The sequence below is a fragment of the Bradyrhizobium diazoefficiens USDA 110 genome (assembly GCF_000011365.1).
Classification (GTDB): Bacteria; Pseudomonadota; Alphaproteobacteria; order Rhizobiales; family Xanthobacteraceae; genus Bradyrhizobium; species Bradyrhizobium diazoefficiens.
On record NC_004463.1, the window covers coordinates 8,503,763 to 8,523,111 of the forward strand.

General features: G+C 65.1%; 22 protein-coding genes. 6 read left to right on the plus strand and 16 right to left on the minus strand.

Features of this window, described 5'->3' with window-relative positions; translation table 11 throughout:
- Nucleotides 1-122: 122 nt before the first annotated feature.
- The 3 genes from BJA_RS39360 to BJA_RS39370 are packed head-to-tail and all read right to left on the minus strand — an operon-like array spanning nucleotide 123 to nucleotide 3,951.
- Nucleotides 123-1,241, minus strand: a complete 1,119-nt coding sequence (locus tag BJA_RS39360; protein ID WP_011090479.1) for a nickel/cobalt transporter — start codon at nucleotides 1,239-1,241, stop codon at nucleotides 123-125.
- Complete coding sequence (locus tag BJA_RS39365) at nucleotides 1,232-1,870, minus strand: DUF1007 family protein (RefSeq protein WP_011090480.1); 639 nt, start codon at nucleotides 1,868-1,870, stop codon at nucleotides 1,232-1,234. Before BJA_RS39365 ends, BJA_RS39360 begins: the two co-directional genes overlap by 10 nt.
- The gene (locus BJA_RS39370) at nucleotides 1,870-3,951 is read right to left on the minus strand and encodes a M3 family metallopeptidase (RefSeq protein ID WP_011090481.1); all 2,082 of its coding nucleotides are present in this window, start codon (nucleotides 3,949-3,951) and stop codon (nucleotides 1,870-1,872) included. Before BJA_RS39370 ends, BJA_RS39365 begins: the two co-directional genes overlap by 1 nt.
- A 138-nt stretch (nucleotides 3,952-4,089) precedes the next feature.
- Between BJA_RS39370 and BJA_RS39375 the strand changes: the two genes are divergently transcribed.
- The 5 genes from BJA_RS39375 (at nucleotide 4,090) to BJA_RS39395 (ending at nucleotide 8,905) form a co-directional block, all read left to right on the plus strand.
- Nucleotides 4,090-4,341: a hypothetical protein gene (locus BJA_RS39375; RefSeq protein WP_011090482.1), complete on the plus strand. Its 252-nt coding sequence runs from the start codon at nucleotides 4,090-4,092 to the stop codon at nucleotides 4,339-4,341.
- Between the two features lie 675 nt (nucleotides 4,342-5,016).
- Nucleotides 5,017-6,159, plus strand: a complete 1,143-nt coding sequence (locus BJA_RS39380; RefSeq protein WP_011090484.1) for a type III PLP-dependent enzyme — start codon at nucleotides 5,017-5,019, stop codon at nucleotides 6,157-6,159.
- Between the two features lie 132 nt (nucleotides 6,160-6,291).
- Complete coding sequence (locus tag BJA_RS39385; RefSeq protein ID WP_011090485.1) at nucleotides 6,292-6,879, plus strand: GNAT family N-acetyltransferase; 588 nt, start codon at nucleotides 6,292-6,294, stop codon at nucleotides 6,877-6,879.
- A 145-nt stretch (nucleotides 6,880-7,024) separates the two neighbouring features.
- Nucleotides 7,025-7,414, plus strand: a complete 390-nt coding sequence (locus tag BJA_RS39390; RefSeq protein ID WP_011090486.1) for a RidA family protein — start codon at nucleotides 7,025-7,027, stop codon at nucleotides 7,412-7,414.
- A gap of 48 nt (nucleotides 7,415-7,462) precedes the next feature.
- The gene (locus BJA_RS39395; RefSeq protein WP_011090487.1) at nucleotides 7,463-8,905 is read left to right on the plus strand and encodes a homospermidine synthase; all 1,443 of its coding nucleotides are present in this window, start codon (nucleotides 7,463-7,465) and stop codon (nucleotides 8,903-8,905) included.
- 133 nt (nucleotides 8,906-9,038) lie between these two features.
- Here the strand turns inward: BJA_RS39395 and BJA_RS39400 are convergent, their stop codons facing one another.
- The 13 genes from BJA_RS39400 to BJA_RS39460 all read right to left on the minus strand — a co-directional run bounded on the left by BJA_RS39400 (nucleotide 9,039) and on the right by BJA_RS39460 (nucleotide 18,504).
- On the minus strand, nucleotides 9,039-9,779 hold the full coding sequence (locus BJA_RS39400; protein ID WP_038966163.1) for an acetoacetate decarboxylase: 741 nt from the start codon (nucleotides 9,777-9,779) through the stop codon (nucleotides 9,039-9,041).
- A gap of 115 nt (nucleotides 9,780-9,894) precedes the next feature.
- Complete coding sequence (locus BJA_RS39405; RefSeq protein ID WP_038966167.1) at nucleotides 9,895-10,227, minus strand: hypothetical protein; 333 nt, start codon at nucleotides 10,225-10,227, stop codon at nucleotides 9,895-9,897.
- A 60-nt stretch (nucleotides 10,228-10,287) separates the two neighbouring features.
- Nucleotides 10,288-10,899, minus strand: a complete 612-nt coding sequence (locus tag BJA_RS39410; protein WP_011090490.1) for a hypothetical protein — start codon at nucleotides 10,897-10,899, stop codon at nucleotides 10,288-10,290.
- Between the two features lie 4 nt (nucleotides 10,900-10,903).
- The gene (locus BJA_RS39415) at nucleotides 10,904-11,620 is read right to left on the minus strand and encodes an MgtC/SapB family protein (RefSeq protein ID WP_011090491.1); all 717 of its coding nucleotides are present in this window, start codon (nucleotides 11,618-11,620) and stop codon (nucleotides 10,904-10,906) included.
- A gap of 30 nt (nucleotides 11,621-11,650) precedes the next feature.
- Entirely contained in the window at nucleotides 11,651-12,670 is a 1,020-nt protein-coding gene (locus tag BJA_RS39420; RefSeq protein WP_063921554.1) for a WD40 repeat domain-containing protein, read from the minus strand.
- Nucleotides 12,670-13,716 (minus strand): CobW family GTP-binding protein, encoded by a 1,047-nt coding sequence (locus tag BJA_RS39425; protein ID WP_011090493.1) that lies wholly within the window; start codon nucleotides 13,714-13,716, stop codon nucleotides 12,670-12,672. The genes BJA_RS39420 and BJA_RS39425 overlap by 1 nt, the downstream gene beginning before the upstream one ends.
- A 54-nt stretch (nucleotides 13,717-13,770) precedes the next feature.
- Nucleotides 13,771-14,634: a metal ABC transporter substrate-binding protein gene (locus tag BJA_RS39430; RefSeq protein WP_038966160.1), complete on the minus strand. Its 864-nt coding sequence runs from the start codon at nucleotides 14,632-14,634 to the stop codon at nucleotides 13,771-13,773.
- Nucleotides 14,635-14,639: 5 nt separating this feature from the next.
- Entirely contained in the window at nucleotides 14,640-15,509 is an 870-nt protein-coding gene (locus BJA_RS39435; protein WP_011090495.1) for a metal ABC transporter permease, read from the minus strand.
- 6 nt (nucleotides 15,510-15,515) lie between these two features.
- Nucleotides 15,516-16,271, minus strand: coding sequence for a metal ABC transporter ATP-binding protein (locus BJA_RS39440; RefSeq protein ID WP_028173843.1), 756 nt, complete (start codon nucleotides 16,269-16,271; stop codon nucleotides 15,516-15,518).
- Between the two features lie 2 nt (nucleotides 16,272-16,273).
- Nucleotides 16,274-16,510, minus strand: a complete 237-nt coding sequence (locus BJA_RS39445) for a hypothetical protein (protein WP_028173842.1) — start codon at nucleotides 16,508-16,510, stop codon at nucleotides 16,274-16,276.
- 43 nt (nucleotides 16,511-16,553) lie between these two features.
- On the minus strand, nucleotides 16,554-17,054 hold the full coding sequence (locus BJA_RS39450) for a hypothetical protein (protein ID WP_008138982.1): 501 nt from the start codon (nucleotides 17,052-17,054) through the stop codon (nucleotides 16,554-16,556).
- The gene (locus tag BJA_RS39455; RefSeq protein WP_038966159.1) at nucleotides 17,051-17,662 is read right to left on the minus strand and encodes a permease; all 612 of its coding nucleotides are present in this window, start codon (nucleotides 17,660-17,662) and stop codon (nucleotides 17,051-17,053) included. The genes BJA_RS39450 and BJA_RS39455 overlap by 4 nt, the downstream gene beginning before the upstream one ends.
- 245 nt (nucleotides 17,663-17,907) lie before the next feature.
- Entirely contained in the window at nucleotides 17,908-18,504 is a 597-nt protein-coding gene (locus tag BJA_RS39460; protein WP_014491764.1) for a superoxide dismutase, read from the minus strand.
- A 245-nt stretch (nucleotides 18,505-18,749) separates the two neighbouring features.
- Between BJA_RS39460 and BJA_RS39465 the strand changes: the two genes are divergently transcribed.
- A complete protein-coding gene (locus tag BJA_RS39465; RefSeq protein ID WP_011090500.1) occupies nucleotides 18,750-19,277 on the plus strand; it encodes a GNAT family N-acetyltransferase in 528 nt (175 codons plus the stop codon).
- Nucleotides 19,278-19,349: the final 72 nt, after the last annotated feature.

The window sequence follows — 19,349 nt, forward strand, 5'->3', positions numbered from 1 at the left end:
GGCGCGCGCCCTTCAACCCGTCATCCTGAGGTGCGAGCCCCGCGGTGCAAAGCACCGTGAGGTGAGCCTCGAAGGATGACGGTGATAGTTGATCGTAGCCCGGATGGAGCGAAGTGCTCCGGTCAAAAACACGTCGTCCGTTCGGCGGCGATGTAGCCGAACAACAGGCCGACGCCGAACAGCAGCACGAGACCTGCGGCACCGAATTCGATGCCGCGCATGAACAGCGCGCCGCCGCCGTCACGCCCTGCGCTCAGGCGGGCGGCAATGTCCTTGGCGGAGACGGCGACGACGGCAATGGCCGCGACCGTGATCGCGGTGCCGAGCCCCATCAGGAAGGTCGCGGCGATGCCGGCCCAGAACAGGCCCTGGGCCAGCGCGAACACCAGCACCAGGATCGCACCCGAGCAAGGGCGGATGCCGACGGTCAGGATCGCGGCGAACCCGCGCCGCCAGCCACCGGGGCCGGCCAGCTCGCTCGGCGCCGGGCCGTGGGAATGGCCGCAATGCTCGTCGTGGACGTGGTCGTGCCCGTGATCGTGATGGGCGTGACCATGATCATGGTGATCGTGATCATGATGATCATGCGCCTCACGATGGTGGTGATGGCCGTGATCATGGTGCTGCGGCACGCCTGCGATCGCCGGCACCGGCTGGGTCGCCTGAAGCGCGCGGATGAAGGCGCCGCCTTTGACCCAGACCAGCCGCAGGCCGAACAGCGCGATCAGGCCATAGCTCGCGATCTCGATCATGCCTTCGGCCTTGCACATGGTCTTGGCCGTCGCATTCAGGATCCAGGCCGAGATGCCGACGATCAGGATCGCGACCACCGACTGCATCAGGGCCGAGGCAAACGAGAGCGCGATCCCGCGCCGCGCGGTCTCGCGGTTGGCGACGAGATAGGAGGCGATCACCGCCTTGCCGTGGCCGGGGCCGGCGGCATGGAAGATGCCATAGGCAAATGAGATGAAGAGCAGCGTCCACACCGCCGAACCGTCGGACTTGGCGGCGCGGATGGTCGCCGACATCTGGCGATAGAATTCCGACTGTTTTGCCAATAGCCAGCCTATGAGGCCGCTGGCCTCGGGCTCGGCCGCCGGCGCGGGTTTCGGTGCGCCGAACGGATTTTGCGCGAGGAGATCGTGAAGCGCGGCATCGGCCACGCCGAGCACGAGGACAACCGCAGCACCGGCGAGCAGCCCGCGGGCAAGCGGCGAATGCAGGCTACCGGTCAAGGGCAATCCACCGTGATCTTGTTGGCGAACATCATGCCGAAATTGCTGTTCTCGCCGTTCAGGAAGGTCTGCTCGTTGAGCTTCTGGGCGGTGGCCGAGCCGTCGTTCGGCCGGTCCAGCTTCATCTGGCAGCCGGCGGGCGCGCCGACCAGCTTGACCGGATTGTCCTTGGCCATCTGGAAGTCGATGAAGAAGGAACGGTCGAACACTTCGAGCACCAGTTGCTTGGGCTTGACCGGGTTCTTCAGCGGCAGCGTGAAGTGCAGGGTCAGCACCGTATCCTTGTAGTCGAGGAAGTAGTCGACCGGCTCCTGGAATCGCTCCTTCTTGCCGTCCGCTCGCGCGAAGGTGAAGTAGGCATATTCCTTCAGCGACTCGACATTGGTCTGCGCCAGCGGCCCGAGCTCCTCGCGCGTATAGGCGCCCTTGGTCTTGCTCTCGAGCCCCTGCACCGCATAGGCCGAGAACATGTCGTCGAAGGTCCAGGCGTGGCGCACGCCGGTGATGCTGCCGTCCGCGGCGTAAAGCAGCTCGCTGGTCGCGGTGATCCAGACATGCGGATGCGCGCGCGCCGCACCCGCCGCGAGCGTGAGGACGGCGGCGAGCAACAGGCCGAGCAGGGCGCGCATACCCATCAGGCCGCCCTGGCGTCGTCGAGCAGGCCGCGGCGGCGGAGCAGTGCGTCGGGCTCCGGCGGGCGGCCGCGGAAGGCCTCATAGGCGGCCTCCGGATCGACCGATCCGCCCGAGGAGTAGATGTCGTCATGCAGACGTTTTGCGACGGCTGGATCGAAGATGTCGCCGGCCTCCTCGAACGCGCCGAAGGCGTCGGCGTCCATCACCTCCGACCACATATAGCTGTAATATCCGGCGGCATAGTGGTCGCCGGTGAAGATGTGACCGAACTGCGTGGGCCGATGACGCAGCGCGATCTCCTCGGGCATGCCGATCTTCTCCAGCTCCTTCTTCTCGAAGGCCCGTACATCGCTGGCCGCCGCGGCCGGCTGGGTGTGGAATTCGAGGTCCACCAGCGCCGAGGAGACGAACTCGACCGTGGCAAAGCCCTGGTTGAATTTTCGCGCGGCGAGGAAGCGCTGGAGCAGGTCGTCCGGCAGCGGCTCGCCGGTCTGGTAGTGGCGGGCGAATTGCTGGAGCACCTCGGGCCGTTCCTGCCAGTGCTCGTAGAGCTGCGACGGCAGCTCGACGAAGTCGGTGAACACGGAGGTGCCCGACAGCGATGGATAGGTCACGTTGGACAGCATGCCGTGCAGGCCGTGGCCGAACTCGTGGAACAGGGTGCGGGCGTCGTCAGGCGACAGCAGCGAGGGCTCGCCGCCGGCCCCCTTGGCAAAATTGCAGATATTGAGAACGAGCGGCGCGACGTCGCCGTCGAGCTTCTGCTGGTCGCGCAGCGAGGTCATCCAGGCGCCGGAGCGCTTCGACGGCCGGGCGAAGTAGTCGCCATAGAACAGCGCCTTGTGCTTGCCGTCCCGCCCCTTCACCTCCCAGACCCGGACGTCCGGGTGCCAGACCGGCACGTCCTTGCGCTCCTCGAAGGTGATGCCGAACAGGCGCGTGGCGCAGTCGAAGGCGGCGGCGATCATGTGGTCGAGCGCGAGATACGGCTTGATCGCAGCGTCGTCGAAATTGGCCCGCTGAAGACGGAGCTTTTCGGCGTAGAAGCGCCAGTCCCACGGCGCGAGCTTGAAATTGCCGCCCTCTTCCGTGATCAGCGTCTGCATCTCGTCGCGATCGGCGAGCGCCCGGGCGCGCGCCGGCTTCCAGACCCGCTCGAGCAGCCCCCGCACCGCTTCCGGCGTCTTGGCCATGGAGTCCTCGAGCCGGTAGGCGGCGTAGGTCGGATAGCCCAGCAGGTTCGCGCTCTCCTCGCGCAGCTTCAGGATCTCGACGATGGTCGTATTGTTGTCGTTGGCGTTGCCGTTGTCGCCGCGCGCAGTGAAGGCCTTGTAGACCTTCTCGCGCAGGTCGCGCCGGGCCGAACTCTTCAGGAACGATTCGACCGAGGAACGTGACAGCGTGACGATAGCCTTGCCGGCGATGCCGCGCTCTTCCGCCGCAGCCTTGGCACTGGCGACGAAGCTCTCCGGCAGGCCCTGGCGGTCGGCTTCCCCTAACTCCATGAACCATTCCTGCTCGTCGCCGAGCAGATGATGGCTGAAGCCGGTGCCGAGCTGGGCGAGCCTCTCGTTGATCTCGGCCATCCGCGTCTTGGCCTCCTCGGAGAGGCCGGCGCCGGCGCGGTGGAAGCGGGTATAGGTGCGCTCCAGCAGGCGGAGCTGTTCGGGCGAAAGACCCAGATTGGCGCGGTTCTCGTGCAGCTGGGCGATGCGACCAAACAGCACGGCGTTCATCATGATCGGATTCCAGTGCCGCGCCATCCGCAAGGAAACCTCCTTGTCGATCTCCAGGATGGCCGGGTTGGAATGCGCCGAGACGAGGTCATAGAACACCGCCGCCACCTTGCTCAGCAGCTTGCCCGAGCGCTCCAGCGCCGTGATGGTGTTGGCGAAGTCGGGCGCGGCCGGGTCGTTGGTGATCGCCGCGATCTCGGCGGAATGGTCGGCGAAGGCCTGCTCGAAGGCCGGCAGGAAGTGCTCCGGCGTGATCTCGTCGAAGGGCGGGGTCGCGAACGGCGTCACCCAGGCCTTCAGCAGCGGGTTGGTCTCTGGGTCCGTAGTTTGGCGGGTTTCTGACATCGCAAGTCCCGGTTTTCGAGCTGGTTTGTTGCGGCCAGCTATAGCACGCGATCGGGCTTTTTTGGGCCATTTGGCCTTGCTCCCGCCCGCCTTTTCGGAGAGATTGCGGCCCTCGAAGACTAGGGATCCCTGAGCCCCATGAACGCGCCTTCCTCTTCCCGCCAGATCGTCTGGCCCAGCGTCATCACCGTCATCAGCGCCGCCATCCTGATCGGCGCGGAGGTGTTCGGCGCGGCCTTTGCCGGCGGCTGGGCGCTCGCGATCCTGTTCGGTTTAGGCGATCAGGGCGCGCACATCCTCCAGGCCGTGCTGTTCGCACTCGGCGTGCTGGTGATGACCGCGTTCGTCCGCGCCGCGCAGCGCGTCGAGCCCTTCACGAAGCGCGGCTGACGCTCGCTCGCGCGCGCGAGACACGCGCGCAGGCTTGAAAACTTAACGCACGTTCATCTTCCGCGTCGCTCGCGCAACACTGCGCAAGCAGATGTTAGGCAAATCTGTTCTCAGCCTAAAAAAATTGTTGCGAAGCAGAGTCAAAACGCTTATGTGCGCTCTTGCCCAATTTCGCACGTGCCTGTGGTCGTGTGTCAGTCGGTAGGTATCCGGACAAGAGGCCGGACAGCCGCCAAGGGGTGAAGAAGCCGAGGGGCTCTTCGGAAGTGCGGAAGTCAAAAGACCGAAAGGTCGGACGACGAAGCAAACCCGGAGCGTCCAGCATCTCTCTCAAGAGATGCCATGTCGAAGGTGACTTCACTCTTTGCAACCGTGACTGGCAGCCGGAGGCGAACCGGCGCACCCCGCTCTCAACGGGGGACGCGACTTAAAGCAACGACGGATCGGGCTTTTTTGGTCTCTACCGGCAGTCCAACGCCGGCGCGGGCTACTGAAAAGGCTTGTCCTTCATTGCCAGGTGTGCGGGCGGGAAATTCCCAACCAATCCACGGCAGCACAGTCTGGTTTGAGTCTTTTGGCTTCGTTGCGCCTCCATCGCGCAATCCGGCCAGAGCGCTCTTATCCGACGTCATTTTTTGAACGGATCCCCGTCGCTGGGCCGTTTGGGAGAGTGCTATGACCGAACGTATTCAGGAATTCCTGCGCAATCGCCGCAGCGAGGGCCGGGACACCGAGCCGTGCCTCGTCGTCGACCTCGAGGTCGTGCGCGACAATTACCAGACCTTTTCCAAGGCGCTGCCCGACAGCCGCGTGTTCTATGCCGTCAAGGCGAACCCGGCGCCGGAAGTGCTGGCCCTGCTCGCCTCCATGGGCTCCTGCTTCGACACCGCGACCGTCGCCGAGATCGAGATGGCGCTGGCCGCTGGCGCTACGCCCGACCGCATCTCCTTCGGCAACACGATCAAGAAGGAGCGCGACATCGCGCGCGCCTTCGCGCTCGGCATTCGGCTGTTCGCGGTCGATTGCGCCGCCGAGGTCGAGAAGATCGCCCGTGCCGCTCCCGGCGCGAAGGTGTTCTGCCGCATCCTCTATGACTGCGCCGGCGCCGAGTGGCCGCTGTCGCGCAAGTTCGGCTGCGACCCGGAGATGGCCGTCGACGTGCTGGACGTCGCCAAGCGCCTGGGCCTGGAGCCGTGCGGCATCTCCTTCCATGTCGGCTCGCAGCAGCGCAAGGTGAAGGCGTGGGACCGTGCGCTGGCGATGGCCTCGCAGGTGTTCCGCGACTGTGCCGAGCGCGGCATCAACCTCTCCATGGTCAACATGGGCGGCGGCTTCCCGACCAAGTACCTGAAGGACGTGCCGCCGGTGGTGACCTACGGCCGCTCGATCTTCCGCGCGCTGCGCAAGCACTTCGGCAACCAGATCCCGGAGACCATCATCGAGCCGGGCCGCGGCATGGTGGGCAACGCCGGCATCATCGAGTCCGAGGTCGTGCTCATCTCGAAGAAGAGCGACGAGGACGAGGTGCGCTGGGTCTATCTCGACATCGGCAAGTTCGGCGGCCTGGCCGAGACCATGGACGAGTCGATCCGCTACGCCATCCGTACCGCCCATGACGGCGCGGACATGACGCCGTGCGTGCTCGCGGGACCCACCTGCGACAGCGCCGACGTGCTGTACGAGAAGAACCCGTATCCGCTACCGGTGACGCTCGAGATCGGCGACAAGGTGCTGATCGAAGGCACCGGGGCCTATACGTCGACCTACTCGTCGGTGGCGTTCAACGGCATCCCGCCGCTGAAGACCTACCACATCTGATCCGCCTCTCTGTCTGAGGCCTGACGAACCCGGGAGCCGGCTTGCCGGCTCCTCCCTCACATTTCTGATTTCTGACGACGTCTTGAGCCGGCGTGCTGATCGCATGTCGGTTCAAGCGGGGACTGACGCGCCATGACTGCTTTTCGGAAGCCACAAGTCGCCCTCACTTCGAAAGCCGCTCCGTTCGCGATCCGTGCGGAGCGTGCTGCCGACGTCGCCGCCCGTGAAGCGCTGCTCGATGCCAGCTTTGGCGAGAACCGCCATGGCCGCACCTGCCAGCGCCTGCGCGACGGACGTGCACCTGCCTCAGGCCTTGCCCTGTCGGCTGTGCGCGAGGGGACACTCGTGGGAACCGTGCGGCTGTGGCACGTCAGCGCCGGAGGCAGGCCCGCTCTGGTCCTCGGACCGCTGGCGGTGGACCCTGCCTGCCGCGAGCTCGGGATCGGCGCCGCGCTGATGCAACAAGCGCTGGCCGCCGCCCGGGCGCGCGGGCATGCCGCCGTGATCCTGCTTGGCGATGCCCCCTACTATGCGCGTTTCGGCTTCTCGGCCGAGAGGACCGGCGCACTGATGCTGCCCGGCCCGTTCGAGCGAGACCGCCTGCTGGCGATCGAATTCCAGGCCGGTGCGCTGGATGGCGCCGAGGGGATGATCGTCCCGACCGGCGCGGCCCTGGCCAAACGGAGGGTGGTTCGCCCCCTCCAGGCGCACGCGGCCTAAGGGATTGCCATGATGGCGACGACCGAAGCTGCAGTGAGCAGCAACGCCCGGTCGCGCCCGCGCCAAGCTCACTTCCTTTGGGGTTGCGCAGGCCCCGGAAACACCCTTTAACCCCGCGAAACACCTCTTTCAGTCGAGACCGAACATGTCCCGTCGCCTGATCTCCACCGGCTCCCCGTTCGAGAAGACCGCCGGCTACAGCCGCGCCGTGGTCGACGGCGACTTCGCCTTCGTCGCGGGAACCACCGGCTATGACTACACCACGATGACGATGCCGGCCGATGTCACGAGCCAGTCACGCAACTGCTTCAAGACCATCGAAGCTGCCCTGAAGGAGGGCGGTTTCGAGATGGCCGACATCGTCCGCGTGACCTACTACCTCACCGACATCAAGGATGCAGACGCGCACTTTGCCGTTTGCGGCGAAGTCCTCGGCGACATCCGCCCAGCGGCAACGCTCCTCGTCGTCTCGGCGCTCTACAAGCCCGAGATGAAGGTCGAGATCGAAGCGACCGCCAAGCGCCGCAGCGCCTGATCCACCCCTCACCCTTTGTCCGTCAGCACGTTCCGGAGAAACCATCCCATGAGCCCCGCCTCGCAGATCTACGCGAAGATCACTGGTCCCATCGTCATGGTCGGCTTCGGCTCCATCGGCAAAGGCACGCTGCCGCTGATCGAGCGGCATCTCGACTACGACAAGTCGCGCGTCACCGTGATCGATCCCAAGGACGAGGGCCGCAAGGCACATTGCGAGAAGCACAATGTCCGCTTCATCCAGAAGGGCGTGACCAAGGACAATTACCGCGAGTTGCTGACCCCGCTGCTCACCGAGGGCGGCGGCCAGGGCTTTTGCGTCAATCTCTCGGTCGATACCGGCTCGACCGACATCATGGAGCTCTGCAACGAGCTCGGCGCTCTTTATATCGATACCGTCAACGAGCCCTGGCTCGGCTTCTATTTCGATTCGTCGAAGGGCCCGGAAGCGCGCTCCAACTACGCCCTGCGCGAAGTGACGCTGGCCGCCAAGAAGGCGCGCCCGGCGGGCTCGACCACGGCCGTCTCCTGCTGCGGCGCCAATCCCGGCATGGTGTCCTTCTTCGTCAAGCAGGCGCTGCTCAATGTCGCCGCCGACCTGAAGCTCAATGCCCCCAAGCCGAAGACCAAGGCCGAATGGGCGGACCTGATGCGGCAGGCCGGCATCAAGGGCATCCACATCGCCGAACGCGACACCCAGCGCTCCAAGAAGCCGAAAGAGCCTGACGTCTTCGTCAACACCTGGTCGGTGGAAGGCTTCCTGTCGGAAGGCGTGCAGCCGTCCGAGCTCGGCTGGGGCACCCATGAAAAATGGATGCCCGAGAATGCGCGGACCCACGAAGCCGGCTGCGGCGCCGCCATCTATCTGATGCAGCCCGGCGCCAACACGCGCGTGCGCACCTGGTGCCCGACCCGCGGCGCGCAGTACGGCTTCCTCGTCACCCACAACGAGTCGATCTCGATCGCCGATTACTTCACGGTGCGTGACGCCTCGGGCAAGGCGGTCTATCGGCCGACCTGCCACTACGCCTATCATCCGGCTGACGATGCCGTGCTGTCGCTGCATGAGATGTTCGGCCGCGCCGCGAAGATGCAGGAAAAGCACCACATCCTCGATGAGAACGAAATCGTCGACGGCATCGACGAGCTCGGCGTGCTGCTGTTCGGCCATGACAACAATGCCTACTGGTACGGCTCGCAGCTCTCCATCGAGGAGACCCGCAAACTGGCGCCCTATCAGAACGCCACCGGCCTGCAAGTGACCTCCGCCGTGCTCGGCGGCATGGTGTGGGCGCTGGAAAACCCGAACGAGGGCATCGTCGAAGCCGACGAGATGGATTTCGATCGCCTGCTGGAAATCCAGCTGCCCTATCTCGGCCCGGTGAAGGGTTTCTACACCGACTGGACGCCGCTGACGGACCGTCCAGGACTGTTTCCGGAAGATATCGATACCAGCGATCCCTGGCAGTTCCGGAATATTCTGGTGCGTTGACCCCGAAGGGGTCATCCCGGGATGCGCGCCAGGCGCGCGGACCCGGGATCTCGAAGTTCCTAGCAAGAGATTCTCAGGTGCGCGAGTGCGCACCATAGTTCATCGCTGGCGCGATGCCCCGGAATGACGTTCGTTACTTGGCCATGTAATCGAACGCCACGCTGCCGAGCCCGAGCGTCAGGTCCGCTTTGAAATGCAGCGCCGAGATCACCTCGCGCACCGGCAGGCGGGCGACGTCGCAGAGTGCGTGGGGAAACAGGCCGAGTGCGGCAGGGCCAGTCCACGCTTCCTTCAGCACGACGTCATCGAGATGAAAGCGCACCAGCTCGCAGATCCGCGGGCTGCCGTCGACATGCGGGATGATCTTCAGGATGAAGTTCGGCGACGCCATCGACTTCAGCACCGTGTCGTGGTCGACCTTGTGGTGCTTGTAACCCATCGTGGCCGAAGCGCAGAGTACCGAGCCGTAATGCAGCGAGCCGACCAGGACGTCGCTCTCGACCTCGATCTTGGGCCTCGCGAGCTTCTTCGGAAAGCCCCACAACTCGCGGCCGCCGGCGATCGGGGCCTCGTCGTCCAGATACATCGCGTGGGTGTAGCCGCCCTCCTCGCCCTTGAAGCGGACCGGGATCACCTGCCCGGTTTCGGTGTAGTCGCCGAATCCGGTCGAGTCTGGCATGCGAATGAATTCGTATTTCACCAACGGCTCCGCCACCTCAAGCGGCTCGGGCACGATGGTGGCGAGGGCTTCGGGATCGGTCCTGTAGGTGATGATGAAATACTCGCGGTCGAAGAAGCGATATGGCCCCGGCGGAAATGCCGGATTGGTGAGCGGCATCGAATAAGCGGTGCGGCGGACGTCTTCGATCTTCATGGGAGGCCCCATCTGTCGTTGGCGTGACGGATTATGGATCGGGCCGCCTGCCGATGCGAGATCGTATAATTAGCATCGGTCGTCAAATGCGCGTCACAATATGCCGGCCGTCGGGCTACTTCTCCCTGATCGGCGGCGCGATCTTCTCCGCGGGCGCCGCCGGCAGTGCCGGCTTGGTGGCTGCGCCTTGCGTCTTCGGATCGGGGCGCGCGGGCTCGGGCGCCGGTGTGGTCGGCCGGTCTCCGCCGGGCTTTGATTCAGCCGGAGTCTTGCTCTGATCGTCGGACGGCGTGCCCTGGAGCGGCCCTGTCGCCTGCGCCGTCTGCATCCGGCTCTCGGCGCGGATTTGCGCCAGCGACAGGCCTGACACCACGACGCCGGCAGCAAACAGCGAACAGGCGATCATCAGGTCGATTTTCAGTCTGCGCTTGTCATATTGGCCGGGCATGTCGATCACCGCCTTTGTCCGCGGGATCAACGAAATTGGAGCGCACCGGTTCCGCCGCGGCTAGCGAGCCGCCGGGAACTGAAACTGACGGGGAACCCCAAGCGGATCTTCGATTGTGAGCGTGGCGTTAGTCCCGTCGTCAGCGATGGCGATCTTCGGCGCGGGCTCTTTGTACCAGTAAATCCAATTTGACGCGCTCCATCTTACTCCCGGCCAATCCGCGCTGACCATGTCCCGTTCAAGCAAGCGATCGCCCGACTTGGAAAAAACAACGAGTTGGCACGGATTCCAAAGCATGATGTGCGAAAGCCCGACAACGTATTTCAGATTGGGCGAAATCCAGATGTATGTCAGTGCCGGAACGGGGCGGCGAAATAACTCTGTACCGGTCGTGGTGTCGTGCAAGCGCAGATAGGAATAGTCATTGTCCGCGGTGAAGGGGTCTCTTGTCGAAGAGATCATCTTCCAGCGTGATTTTTCGCTACTATAGCCCCAATCGTGATGATGTTCGGCGCGAAGCGTCCCCGCCTCAGCCGAGATATCGACGACGCCCTCATAGCCGATTCTGTCGGCATGCGCCGGAGCGATGAACGGCACAACTGACGAGAGCGCAATCCGCAGGATTGCTAGGCGGCACAATCGCATAAACAGTCCGCGAGCCTGTTCGGCCATGCCCTCAGTCCGTTGTGCTGACTTCCCAGGTGGCGTGGCGCACGCCCGGCAGGTGCTGAAGATCGGTCGCCACCGCGTTCAGCTCGTTCGGATCGACCGCGGTCGCGACCAGCTTTGCGACGATCTCGATCAGATCGTCCCCGGTCTCGACCACGTCGATATCGGCCACCGGATATTTTGCGCCCTCGAGCTTCTCGACCAGCCGGTCGCGCATGTCGGGCAAGGCATCCGCCGCCACCGCGAGCTTGAAATAGTAGGTCGCCTCCGAAGTCTTCTCGTTCAGCGGAATGCGGTTGATGGCGTTGACCAGCGGGCGCAGCATGGTGTTGCCGGCGATGACGAACACGGTCAGCGCGGCCGCCTGCGCGACCATGTCGGCGCCGGCGCAGGAGCCGACCGCGGCCGAGGCCCACAGCGTCGCCGCGGTGTTGAGCCCGCGCACGTCCATGCCCTGCTTCATGATAACGCCGGCGCCGAGGAAGCCGATGCCGGAGACGACGTAGGAGATCACGCGCACCGCGCCGTCGGCCCCGGTCAGGTGCATGGCGAGATCGACGAAGGCGGCCGCACCCACCGCGACCAGCACGTTGGTGCGCAGGCCCGCGGTGCGCTGGCGATACTGCCGCTCGGCGCCGATCAGCGTGCCCAGCACGAAGGCCGTGAACAGGCTGACCAGCGTGTCGGCGAAATCAGCAATCTGGAACGTCGTCAGAAACCGCATGGCCCCCTATACGGCCGGAACGATGACAGTTCAAAGCTCCAGCAGGCCGCCGTCCCCATTTTCATCCGCAAACGCCAGCAGCGTGCCCTTGGCGTTCCAGGCGAGCGCCGCCACCGGCGGTGTGCCATTGCGGCGGACCAGGATCTCGGCGCCGTCCTCCAGCCGCACCATCAGCACGGTGCCGTCGCTGTAACCGGCGGCGAGGATGTCGTTCTTGGGATGGCAGGCGACGACCGAGACGCGCGCCTGCAGCGGCGCGAGCATCGCGGGCTCCTTGCCCATCGGGCCGTCCTTGCTGCCGAACGGCCACAGGATGACGGTATCGGCGCCCGAGGTCGCAAGCGCCTTGCCGCCCGCGCTCCAGGACATCGAGCGAACGCGGCCGGGATAGCCGGTCATGCGCATGTGGCGGTTATCGGCCAGCCGCCAGCCGTGCAGCGCCGGTTCGTGCATCGCGGTGACCAGGAATTTGTTGTCCGGGCTGAAGGTCACCGCGTGATGCGAGCCGGCCCAGGGCAGGAATTCGGCTGATGCCGCCATGTTCGGAAACCACAGCGTCGCGCCGTTGTAATGCGCAATCGCGAGCCGAAGGCCCTTCGGCGCGAACGCAAGCCCGCCGACGGTCGAGGGCACCTCGAGCGACTTCTCCTCGGTCTTGCCGCTCTTGACGGTCGCCGTCTTGCCGGCGGACCAGGCGAAGGCCCCGTCCGCGTGCAGCGCCACCGCGTCGATCCAGCGGCGCTTGGGGTCGGTGGCGAGCAACGTCACCTCGCCCTTGGCATCGAGCGACACGACCTTGCCGTCGTCGCCGCCCATGACGAGGCGCTTGCCGTCGGACGCGGTCGAGAGAATGCCGCCGCCGTGGACGGCGACGGTGGTGATCTCGCCCTGGCTATCGACGAACGCGACGTTCTCCTCGCCGCCGACGAAGGCGGCGCGGTCACCGAGGAAATGCACCGACGTCACGCCCATGCCGAGCGCGACCGGCTTGACGCGGTCGGTGACGGAGACGATCGAGGCGGAATCGGGGGCGGGCGTAAACTCTTTCATCACGAGACGATGCAGCTCTCAAAACCCTTGCGGATGGCCTCTTCCGGCAATTCGCGGCCGATGAAGACGAGGCGGCTCTCGCGCGGCTCGCCGTCCTTCCATTTCCGCTGGTGGTTACCCTCCAGCATCATATGGACGCCCTGGAAGACGTAGCGGTCATCGTCGTCGTGGAAGGCGAGTATGCCCTTGGAGCGCAGGATCTTGCCGCCCTCGACCTGCACCAGGTTCTGGAGCCAGGGCATGAACATGTTCGGGTCGAGCGGCTTGTCGGTCTTGAGCGACAGCGATTGCATGTCCTCGTCGTGATAGTGCTTCAGGCCGTGGCCGTGATCGTGGTGATGATGGTCGTGGCCGTGGTGGTGATGATCATGGTCGTGGTCGTGATCGTCGGCCTCCAAAAAGTCCGGCTCGATGTCGAGGATGCGGTCGAGGTCGAACGCGCCGCGGTCGAGCACGTCGGCCAGCGCCACCGAGCAGCGCTCGGTGCGGTGGAGTTTCGCATAGGGGTTGATGGCGCGGATGCGGGCCTCGACCTCGGCGAGCTCACCCTTGGTGACGAGATCGGTCTTGTTCAGCACGATGACGTCGGCAAAGGCGATCTGGTTCTTGGCCTCGGGCGCGTCCTTCAGACGGTCGGACAGCCATTTGGCGTCGGCAACCGTCACCACCGCGTCGAGGCGCGCGTTCTTCTGCACGTCCTCGTCGACAAAGAAGGTCTGGGCCACCGGCGCCGGATCGGCAAGGCCCGTGGTCTCGACGATGATGGCGTCGAACTTGCCCTTGCGCTTCATCAGCCCGTCCATGATGCGCACGAGGTCGCCGCGCACGGTGCAGCAGATGCAGCCATTGTTCATCTCGAACACTTCCTCATCGGCGCCGATGATGAGGTCGTTGTCGATGCCTATCTCGCCGAACTCGTTGACGATGACGGCGTATTTCTTGCCGTGGTTTTCCGAAAGGATGCGGTTCAAAAGCGTTGTCTTGCCGGCGCCGAGATAGCCGGTCAGGACGGTCACGGGAATTTTCTGGGAGGTCGCTTCAGACATAACTACTCCGGGGTCGGGCTCTTTCGCGCGACGCGAGGCGGGGTGGCCCCTGCCCTAGTGGTCAAGCGCGCTGGTCAGGGCCTTTATATTGTGCCTGACCATGTCAATGTAAGTGGGTGCGGACCCCTTTTCACCCGTCAAACCGTCCGAAATCAAGGTCCCGCCGACCTTTGCCCCGGTCTCGGCCGCGATCCGCCGGATCAGGCGGTCGTCGCTGATATTCTCCAAGAATACCGCCGGGATCTTCTGGCCTTTGATCTGGCCAATGATGGCGGCGATGTCCCGCGCGCTGGGCTCGGTTTCGGTGGAGACGCCGAGCGGCGCGATGAACTGGATACCGTATTCGGCAGCGAAATAGCCGAAGGCGTCATGGGTGGAGATCACCTTGCGCCGCTCGGGCGGAATTTTCGCAACGGCCTCGCGCACCTCGCGGTCGAGCGTTTCGAGCTTTTCCAGATAGGCCTTGGCCTGGGCGCGGAAGAACTCCGCGTCCTCGGGATCGGCCGCGGCCAGCGCGTTGGCGATATCCGTCACGTAAACCTTGGCGTTGGGGACGGACTGCCAGGCATGCGGATCGGCAGCCGAGCCAAGCTTCAGGGGCGCGATGCCGGCGCTGGCGGTGACGACCGTTGCCTTGCTGCCGGAGGATTGCACGAGGCGCGGCAGCCAGCCCTCGAGGCCGAGCCCATTGACGACAACGAACTTTGCGTCCGCGATCCGCTTCGCATCGCTTGGCGCCGGTGTGTAGACATGGACGTCGCTGTCGGGGCCGACCAGCGTGGTGACGCTGACCCGGTCTCCACCGACGTTGCGGACGAAGTCGCCGAGGATCGAGAAGCTGGCGACGACGTTGAGCCGTTCCGCGGCATGCAGCGGCGAGGCGGTCAGCAGCAAGGCAAGGAGCAGAAGGAAGCGCATTGCGGTCACGCTTCCAGATGCCGGCCGGGAAACAGTTGCCGGACGATACCGCCGACACGGCCGAACAGCACCGAGACGATGTAGAGCACGGTCGCGACCAGAATGATAGCAGGGCCCGACGGCACGCGGGTCTGGAACGACAGCACGAGGCCGGCATAGCCCGAGACTGCGGCGGCGACGACCGCGATGCAGATCATCGCCGTGAGATCGCGCGACCAGAACCGCGCGATGCCGGCCGGCAGGATCATCAGCCCCACCGCGAGCAGCGTGCCGAGCGCCTGAAAGCCGTTGACGAGGTTGATCACGACGAGCGCGAGGAAAGCGAGATGCGCAGGCCCCCCGGCCCGGCTGACAGTGCGCAGGAACAGCGGATCGACACTCTCGATCACCAGCGGGCGGTAGATCACGGCGAGCACCAGCAGCGTCACCGTGGCGTTGAAGGCGACCACCAGCAGCGTCTGGTCGTCCATCGCGAGGATGTTGCCGAACAGCACGTGCAGCAGGTCGATATTGGTGCCCTTGATCGAGACGATGGTCACCCCCAGCGCCAGCGAGGCCAGGTAGAAGGTCGCGAGCGACGCGTCCTCCTTCAGCCCGGTCGAGCGCGCGACCACACCGGCGAGGATCGCGACCGCAAAGCCCGCGAACAGGCCGCCGGCCGTCATTGCAAACAGATTGAGACCGGAGAGCAGGAAGCCGACCGCCGCGCCCGGCAGGATCGCATGCGCCATGGCATCGCCGACGAGGCTCATCCGTCGCAGCATCAGGAATACGCCGATCGGCGCGCCCGCGAGCGACAGCGCGATCACGGCGGCAAGCGCGCGCCGCATGAACTCAAATTCGGTGAACGGACCGATCAGCGCGTCATGGAGCATTTGCGGTCACGCCGCCCGCGAGCGGGCATCGTCGGCCGCGCAGGCCGCGGCGCTGTCGTCGAACGCCTCGCACATCCGCATCGCGACCATGAGGTTCTCCGGCGTCAGCACCTCCGCCGTCGGGCCCCATGCCACAGGGCCGCGCGCCAGCACCAGGGTCTCGGTGAAATGGCTGCGCACCATCTCCATGTCATGCAGCGCGGCGAGCACCGTGCGGCCCTCGCCGTGCCAGCGCTTCACCAGCGCGAGCAGGTCGGTCGTGGTCTTGCTGTCGATGGCGTTGAAGGGCTCGTCGAGCACGATCAACCGCGCGTCCTGGAGCAACACGCGCGCGAACAGCACGCGCTGCATCTGACCGCCGGAGAGCGTGCCGATCGGGCGGTTCTCGAAGCCATTCAGCCCAACGGCGCCGATCGCGCGGAGGATTTTTTCGCGCGCGGCTTTGCCGATTCCGCCGAACAGGCCGGTGCCGCGCCACAGGCCGGTGCCGACGAAGTCGAACACCGAAATGGGGAAGCTGCGGTCGATCTCCGCGCTCTGCGGCAGATAGGCGATATCGCGGGAGTCGAGCCCGCCGAGATGGATGCTGCCGTCGAGCGGCCTGAGGATGCCGACGATGCCGCGCAGCAGGGTCGACTTGCCGGCGCCGTTCGGGCCGATCACGGCGACCAGCGCACCCGGCGCAACCTCGCCGTTGAGATGGTGCACGGCCGGATGCCGGTCGTAGCCCAGCGTGACGTTGTGGAAATGCAGCGCCGCCATCGTCACCTCATTGCCAGAAAGACGATGCCCCAGAGCACGGCGCAGACGGCAACGGCGGCCGAGAGGCGGCCCGCCATGGTCATGCGCAGGATCGACCAGGGCGCCGCTTGGGCCGGATGCGGCGAGGTCGCGTCATGGACGTGGGCATGGGTGTGGTCGTGCCCGTGCGAATGCGCGTCGCCATGAGAATGGCCGTGGGCATGGTCGTGATGGTGGGCGTGGGACGCGGCGGGAACCATGTCTGGACGTTATATTATAACATTACGCCTGTCCACGCCGGGCTCAGGGCTTGCCGATCACCATCGCGATGGCGGCCGCCACAAACGGGAACGGCACCGAAACGGCGCAACGGAACCAGACGAAACGGGCCGGCATGAACGGGATTTCCCACAAAATCACCCGCTGGAAGGCAAACAGCGCCCAGGCGACGACATAGGCGACCACTTGCGGCACCCCGCCGCCCGACTTCAGCGCCACGGTCCCGATGGAGAAGCCGATCACGGGGCCGCCGGGCGTGGCGGCACCGGCGACCACGGCGGTCGCGACCCCCAGCCAGCCGCTGTCCGGTCCGAGCCAGCCGGTGATCACCTCCTGGGGGATGATGGCGGCGATGTAGCCGGAGCCGATCACCCCCAACGCGATCCGCGGCACGATGTTGATGAAGTCCATCGAGCCTTCGCGCAGCGAGGCCTTGAACACCGGAGGGCCGCGACGGAAGGCGATCAGGCCGACGCCGAAGACCGAGCCCCATAGCAGAATGTCGATGAGGAGCGCCGCGCTCAACTCGCCTCCTCATCGCTGTCACGCTTCGGATAGAGCCGGACATAGACGAAGCGGCCGAGGCCGCCTGCGAGCACCGGCAGCGGCAGCGAGATGACGATCCGCCACAGCGTGAAATCGGTGCCCATGATCGGGATTTCCCAGGCGACCGCCCGGCCGTAGCCGATCAGGGTCCAGCTCACGACCATGGCGATGGTGGCGCCGAAATCGGCGCCGACCGCCAGCAGCGCGCTCGCCACGGGATAGGCGGTGAAGGGACCGCCCGGCAGGATCGCGCCGAAGGCGGTACCGATCAGAAGGCCCTTTAGGCCGGATTGCGGCCCGAGCGAGCGCGAGACTTTCTCGTGCGGCAGGATCTCGGAGATGAAGGCGCCGAGCAGGCAGCCGGCCAGCACGCGCGGCAGGATGCCGCCGAACAGCGAGAGGTCGTGGGTGAGAATGTCCAGAACGCCGTCGGTGCCGTCACGCCGCCACACCAGCGCCGCGCTGACCGCCACCAGGACCGCGATGATGATCGTCGACCAGCCGATCGGCTTGCGCACACGGCCCGGCCGCGGCTCGGACTCCGCGTCCTCGGCAGGCGCCGGGTCTTTCGGGGAAGGGTCTGACAACGGGTGTGGGGCGGCTCGATGGTGATGCCCGTCCTGATTAAGGGCGCCGTCCATGCGATGCAAACGGTACGATCACAGACCGATGCGCGCATGGCGCAGGACTGGTTCAATCAATTCCGCACAGCAAAAAGGCGGCCGCGCATGCGACCGCCTTGTCTGTCATTCCGGGGCGGCGAAGCCGAACCCGGAATCTCGAGATTCCGGGTTCGATGCTACGCATCGCCCCGGAATGACGGAGTAAAGCCTTACGCCTTGTCGAACAGGGACTCGACGTATTCCCAGTTCACGAGGTTCTCGACGAACGCCTTGAGATAGTCCGGACGGCGGTTGCGATAGTCGATGTAGTAGGAGTGCTCCCAGACGTCGCAGCCGAGGATCGGGGTGGCGCCGTGCACCAGCGGATTCTCGCCGTTCGGGGTCTTGGAGATCTCGAGCTTGCCGTTCTTGACCTGGAGCCAGCACCAGCCGGAGCCGAACTGGCCGACGCCGGCCGCCTGGAAGTCGGTCTTGAACTTCTCGAAGCCGCCGAGGTCCTCGTTGATCTTCTTCTCGAGCTTGCCGGGCAGCTTGGTGCCGCCGCCATTGGGCTTCATCCAGCTCCAGAAGTGGATGTGGTTGTAGTGCTGGCCGGCATTGTTGAACACCGCGGGGTTCTTGCCGAACGAGCCCTTGACGATCTCCTCAAGGGACTTGCCTTCCCATTCGGTGCCCTTGAGCGCGTTGTTGCCGTTGGTGACGTAGGCCTGATGATGCTTGTCGTGGTGGAATTCGAGCGTCTCCTTCGACATGAACTGGCCGAGGGCGTCATAGGCGTAAGGGAGAGGGGGCAGCGTAAAGGTCATGGGTTCTTGTCCGCAACTGGGTGGGGAACGTGTTCTAACGGTCATCCCTTATAGAAGGTTCCGCGGCCGTTAAATACCTCAGAATTTGCGAAAACGCGTGATGGGTGCCGCTTGGCTGGATTGCATAAAATCGTCGCAGCACGCGCTGGTCATCAGCCGTGCGGTTCGCCATAAAATATCGTTGCCTTTGAAGCGCTTATGACAGAACGAATGCGCCACGAAGCGGAGCTGCGAAGGACGAAGCCATGACCATCGAGATCGACATCTTGAACGGCGACGCCTCGTGGCCGATCACCGAGCCGCTGCATCAGGCGGTCTGGGGACCGCATGTGGTCGCGGACAAGCCCTGGGCTCACGTCAAATGGGACAACGCCCATCTTCGCGTGCTGCTCGAGACGCCCGAGGACGGCCTCGTCTGCCACGTCGGCGTCTACTTTCGCACCGTCACCTGGAACGGGCAGAAGGTTCACGCCGGCGGCATCGGCGGCGTCTGCACGCGCGAGGACCGGCGCGGTCGCGGCTACGCCACCATGGCTATCGACGCGGCGGTGCACACCATGCGCGCCAACGAGGCGGTCCGCTTCGCGCTGCTGTTCTGCGAGCCGCACAATTTTGCGTTCTACGAATCCCGCAGCTGGCTGCCCTTCAAGGGCGAGGTCTATTGCGAGCAGCCGGAGGGGCGGATCCGCTTCGACTACATGGCGCCGTACGTCTTCAACATCGTCCGCGCGCCGACGCTGGGCACCATCGACCTATGCGGCTTGCCCTGGTGAGCCCTGCGTGACCGGAGGGCTGGTGCCAGAGAGCCACGCCCTGTAATATGTCGGTCATCATCCAATATTCCG